Raw genomic sequence first — 4,510 nt, 5'->3', positions numbered from 1 at the left:
GTCGGCTCTCTCAATCCCCCAAACTTATCCCGAACTGACGTTATCTTATAAACCGTCCGGCTGCCGGCATTGAGCCACCTGGGCACTGTCCGGTATAGTTCCCGATGCTCGAACATCCACATGGAACACTGAAATGTCCCAAGCGTCCCAAGCTTTGGTGAACACCATACATGAACATCGCCTGACGCTGGCGGAAGTCCTCAAGTGGTTGCTTGAGGATGGCCTGGTCAGCGCGCCCGACGCCGATAATCTGGTGAAGGAGAGTCGCCTCAAGCGTTTGGCGGCGCATCCTCTGGTGATCATTGCCGATCAGAAGTGGAAGACACAGAAAGAGCCGCATCGGCCATTGACTCTCGAAGAACTCGGCGAGTGGCTGGCGCGCAAGGTCGGCCTCGAGTACCAGCACATCGACCCGCTGAAGGTCGATTTCACGGCAGTGACGGAGGTCATGTCGAGTGCCTATGCGACGCGCTATGGCATGCTGCCGATTCAGGTGACGACACGTGAAATCGTGGTGGCGACGACCGAGCCTTTCCTGCGTGACTGGGAGAAGGAGATCCAGGCGATCGTCAAGAAGGAAATCCGCCGGGTAATTGCCAACCCGGTCGACGTCGCGCGCTATCTGGTCGAGTTCTACAATCTCGCGCGCTCGGTCAAGAAAGCTGCCCAGCTCGGCGGACCGACCGGCAACCTGTCTTCGTTCGAGCAGTTGGTCGAACTCGGCCGCACCAATCGCCAGTTCGATGCCAATGACCAGCATATCGTCAATATTGTCGACTGGCTCTGGCAGTATGCTTTCGACCAACGCGCGAGCGACATCCATATCGAGCCACGGCGCGAAATCGGTATCGTGCGTTTCCGGATCGACGGTGTTCTGCATCAGGTCTACCAGATCCCGATGAGCGTCATGGCGGCGATGGTCAACCGCGTCAAGATTCTCGGCCGCATGGACGTGGTCGAAAAACGCCGCCCGCAGGATGGCCGCATCAAGACGCGCACTGCCGATGGCCTGGAGGCCGAACTGCGTCTGTCGACGCTGCCCACCGCTTTCGGCGAGAAGTTGGTGATGCGGATTTTCGATCCGGATGTCCTGGTCCGCAGTTTTGCCGACCTCGGCTTCACCGACGACGACCAGACGCGCTGGAAGGAGATGTCGGAAAAGCCGAACGGGATCATCCTGGTGACCGGCCCCACCGGTTCCGGCAAGACCACGACGCTCTATTCGACGCTGAAGCAGCTCGCCATCCCGGCAGTGAACGTGTGTACCATCGAAGATCCGATCGAGATGGTCGAACCGGCGTTCAACCAGATGCAGGTACAGAACGTCATCGACCTCGGTTTCGCGCAAGGCGTGCGTGCGCTCATGCGGCAGGACCCGGACATCATCATGATCGGAGAAATCCGTGATCTGGAAACCGCCGAAGTGGCGATCCAGGCCGCCCTCACCGGCCATCTCGTGCTGTCGACCCTGCATACCAACGACGCCCCGGCTGCGATCACGCGCCTGCTCGATCTCGGCGTTCCCTCGTATCTGCTTGGCGCAACGGTACTCGGCGTCATGGCACAGCGCCTGGTACGCATCCTCTGCCCGCATTGCAAGCAGGTCCATCAGGCCAGCCCGGTCGAGGAAAAGATGTGGGATCAACTGGTCGCGCCCTGGAAATCGAATCGTCCGGTGCGCTTCTACCGACCGGTCGGTTGTCTCGAATGCCGAATGACCGGTTACCTCGGGCGTGTCGGACTATACGAGATTCTGCTCCTGTCGCAGGACATCAAGCTGGCGATCAGTGAAAACAAGGACATCGCCAAGATTCGTGACCTGGCGTACCGGGAGGGCATGAAGCCCCTGCGCATTTCCGGAGCGATGAAGGTTGCTGCCGGGGTGACCACCCTCGCCGAAGTGTTCAAGGTTGCGCCGCCGGTTGAGCAGGCCTGATTCGCCGCGTCACTCCGCCAGCAGGCCGCTCGCGCGCAGCACCTGTCTTTGCACGGTTTCCTCCAGCAGCCGGGGTGGACCGGGCAGGACCAGCGTCAGGAAAGCGCGGGCACGGGTAATGGCGGTATAGAGCAGTTCGCGCGTGAGAATCGGGCTCATCGTTTCCGGCAGAACCAGCGCAGCATGGCTGAACTCCGATCCTTGCGACTTGTGCACAGTCAGCGCATACGCCGTTTCCACCGCCTGCAGGCGGCTCGGCAAGACCCATTTGATTCCCTGGCCGGCGTCGCCGGCGGGGAAGGCGACGCGCAGTTTCGTTTCCTGGTCGGTCGCATGCGGTAGCGCCAGGGTGATGCCGATGTCGCCGTTCATCAACCCGAGACTGTAGTCGTTGCGGGTGACGAGAACCGGGCGGCCCGGATACCAGCCGGCGCTGGCCGGAATCAGGGCGGCTGCGCACAACACGCGGGCAATGCGCTGGTTGAGACCGGCGACCCCCCAGGGTCCACGCCGCAGCGCGCACAGCACCTGGAACTCGGCATGCGCGCGCAGCACCCGGCGCGCCCAGTCGTCGATGGCCTCCTGACCCGCGGCGGACGCGGGCCGGGTCTCGGAGAGGGTCGCAAGGTAATGGCGATAGCCGTACCGCCACGCCGTCCGGGCAAGCTCGGCGGGGGGCACCGGATCGGCGCCCGGCCCTGCCGCAGCCCCGTCGATGAGCAGCGCCGCGAAGCGCGCTTCGTCACCGGCGGCCAGCGGCAGCAGGGCGAGGTCGGCATGGGACTGCCGCCAGACCTCGCTGACCCGCGCCGAGTCGCCGGCGTTCACTGCTTCCGCCAGCTGGCCGATGCCGCTCGCCGCAGAAAAGCGGTAACTGTGACGGAGCATGACCACCGCCTGCGCGAGCGCACTGCCCGCCTCGTCGACCAGGCTCTCGTCGATGCGTTCACCGCTGGCCGCGGCCAGCCAGTCGCGCGTCGCCGGGGTGTAGTGGCCGGCGCGCGCGTGCCGGCACAGTTCGCCGAGCACGGCGCCGGCCTCCACCGAAGCGAGCTGATCCTTGTCGCCGAGCAGGATCAGCCGCGCCGCAGGCGGCAGGGCAGCCAGCACCGCGGCCATCATTTCCAGATCGACCATCGATGCCTCGTCGATCACCAGCACGTCGAGCGCCAGCGGATGGCCGGCGTGGTGACGAAAATGCCGGGTATCCGGCCGGCTGCCGAGCAGGCGATGCAGGGTGCTCACCTTGACCGGAATCGCGGCGCGCACTGCTTCCGCCTGGTCGAGGCCGGCCAGTGGCAAGCGCGCGACCGCGCCGACGATCGATTCGTTGAGGCGTGCCGCCGCCTTGCCGGTCGGCGCCGCCAGCCGGATGCGCAATGGGCGAGCCGGCCCCCCGGCCGACGGCGCAGCGAGTGCCAGCGCCTGCAGCAGCGCCAGCAGGCGAACCACGGTCGTCGTCTTGCCGGTTCCCGGACCGCCGGTGAGGATGCAAAAACCGCTGCGTGCCGCCAGCGCGCAGGCCATTTTCTGCCAGTCGGCCCCGGCCCCGCCGGCCGCTGCAGGCGGAAACAGCCCGTCGAGGATAGGGCGCAGCGCATCCAGCGGCAGCGCGGCCTGCAGCGTCGCCGACCGCGCCAGCCGGCGCCCGACGGCGCTCTGTACGTCTTGTTCGCATTGCCAGTAACGGCGCAGATAGAGGCGCGGACCGACGCGCACCAGCGGCGTGTCGCCGGCACCGCAACCGACCAGCAGCGGATGATCGAGCGCTGCCTGCCATTGCGCAAGGCCCAATCCGGCCAGCACCTCGGCCGGCAGCGGTGGCGGCTCGGTCCCCTCCTCGCCCTCGGGCGGCAACGACAGGGCCAATGCCGGTGCCTGCAGTGTCGCCGCCAGATCGAGGCAGGCGTGACCGCGGCCGAGCTGGTGGCTGGCGAGCGCGGCGGCGAGGATCAACAACGGCGGCGCGTCGGGAACTTCGCGCCAGAGAAAATCGGCGAACGCGGCATCGAGCGGGCGCAGCCACCGGTGTTCGGCCCAGCACGCCAGCACCGCCTGCAGCGCGGCCCGGGTAGCGAAGGGGTCATGGCTCATGGCGTTTCCTTCGTGCGCGGGCAGGCGAACAGGGTGTCGAGCGCTTCGATCAGGACGCGTGGCGGACGTTCGCAGTGCAGGCCCTGGCTCGGCGCGTGCACGCCGCGCAGAAAGACATACACCGCGCCGCCGACATGGCGCTCGTAGTCGTAATCGGGCAGACGCGCCTGCAGCAGGCGATGCAGTGCGAGCAGATAGAGGACGTACTGCAGCTCGTAACGGGCGTGCAGAATCGCGGCACCCATTGCCGCCGGGGTATAGGCGGCATCGTCTGGACCGAGCCAGTTCGATTTGTAGTCGGCGACGTAGTAGCGACCTTGGTGCTCGAAAACGAGGTCCATGAAGCCCTTGAGCATGCCGTTCAGTTCGCCCGGCTGCAGCGCGGGACGGGTGGCGCCAGCAAGCGTGTGCCGACAGACGAGCGCGTCGATGCGGGTCGTCTGGACCGTATGCGCGGCGAGCCAGAACTCCATCTCGGCG

3 protein-coding genes are annotated in these 4,510 nt (G+C 65.8%); 1 reads left to right on the top strand and 2 read right to left on the bottom strand.

Annotated elements, in window-relative coordinates; all coding sequences use genetic code 11:
• The first annotated feature begins 133 nt into the window (after window positions 1–133).
• Window positions 134–1,936, top strand: coding sequence for a GspE/PulE family protein (locus tag CAPSK01_RS19565; RefSeq protein WP_034930776.1), 1,803 nt, complete (start codon window positions 134–136; stop codon window positions 1,934–1,936).
• Window positions 1,937–1,945: 9 nt separating this feature from the next.
• Here CAPSK01_RS19565 and recD read toward each other — a convergent pair whose 3' ends face one another.
• Entirely contained in the window at window positions 1,946–4,030 is a 2,085-nt protein-coding gene (gene recD, locus CAPSK01_RS19560; protein ID WP_034930774.1) for an exodeoxyribonuclease V subunit alpha, read from the bottom strand.
• A partial coding sequence (locus CAPSK01_RS19555; RefSeq protein WP_273704133.1) for a PD-(D/E)XK nuclease family protein occupies window positions 4,027–4,510 on the bottom strand: 484 nt, incomplete at its 5' end. The genes recD and CAPSK01_RS19555, both read right to left, overlap by 4 nt.

The sequence above is a fragment of the Candidatus Accumulibacter vicinus genome (assembly GCF_000584955.1).
GTDB classification, from domain to species: Bacteria; Pseudomonadota; Gammaproteobacteria; order Burkholderiales; family Rhodocyclaceae; genus Accumulibacter; species Accumulibacter vicinus.
The sequence above is the reverse complement of the archived record's forward strand: the minus strand, read 5'-3'. Positions and strand labels throughout refer to the sequence as shown.

Coding starts and splice junctions, on each gene's coding strand:
- recD (WP_034930774.1), bottom strand. CDS start 4,030: ATGAGCCATGACCCCTTCGCTACCCGGGCCGCGCTGCAGGCGGTGCTG.
- CAPSK01_RS19565 (WP_034930776.1), top strand. CDS start 134: ATGTCCCAAGCGTCCCAAGCTTTGGTGAACACCATACATGAACATCGC.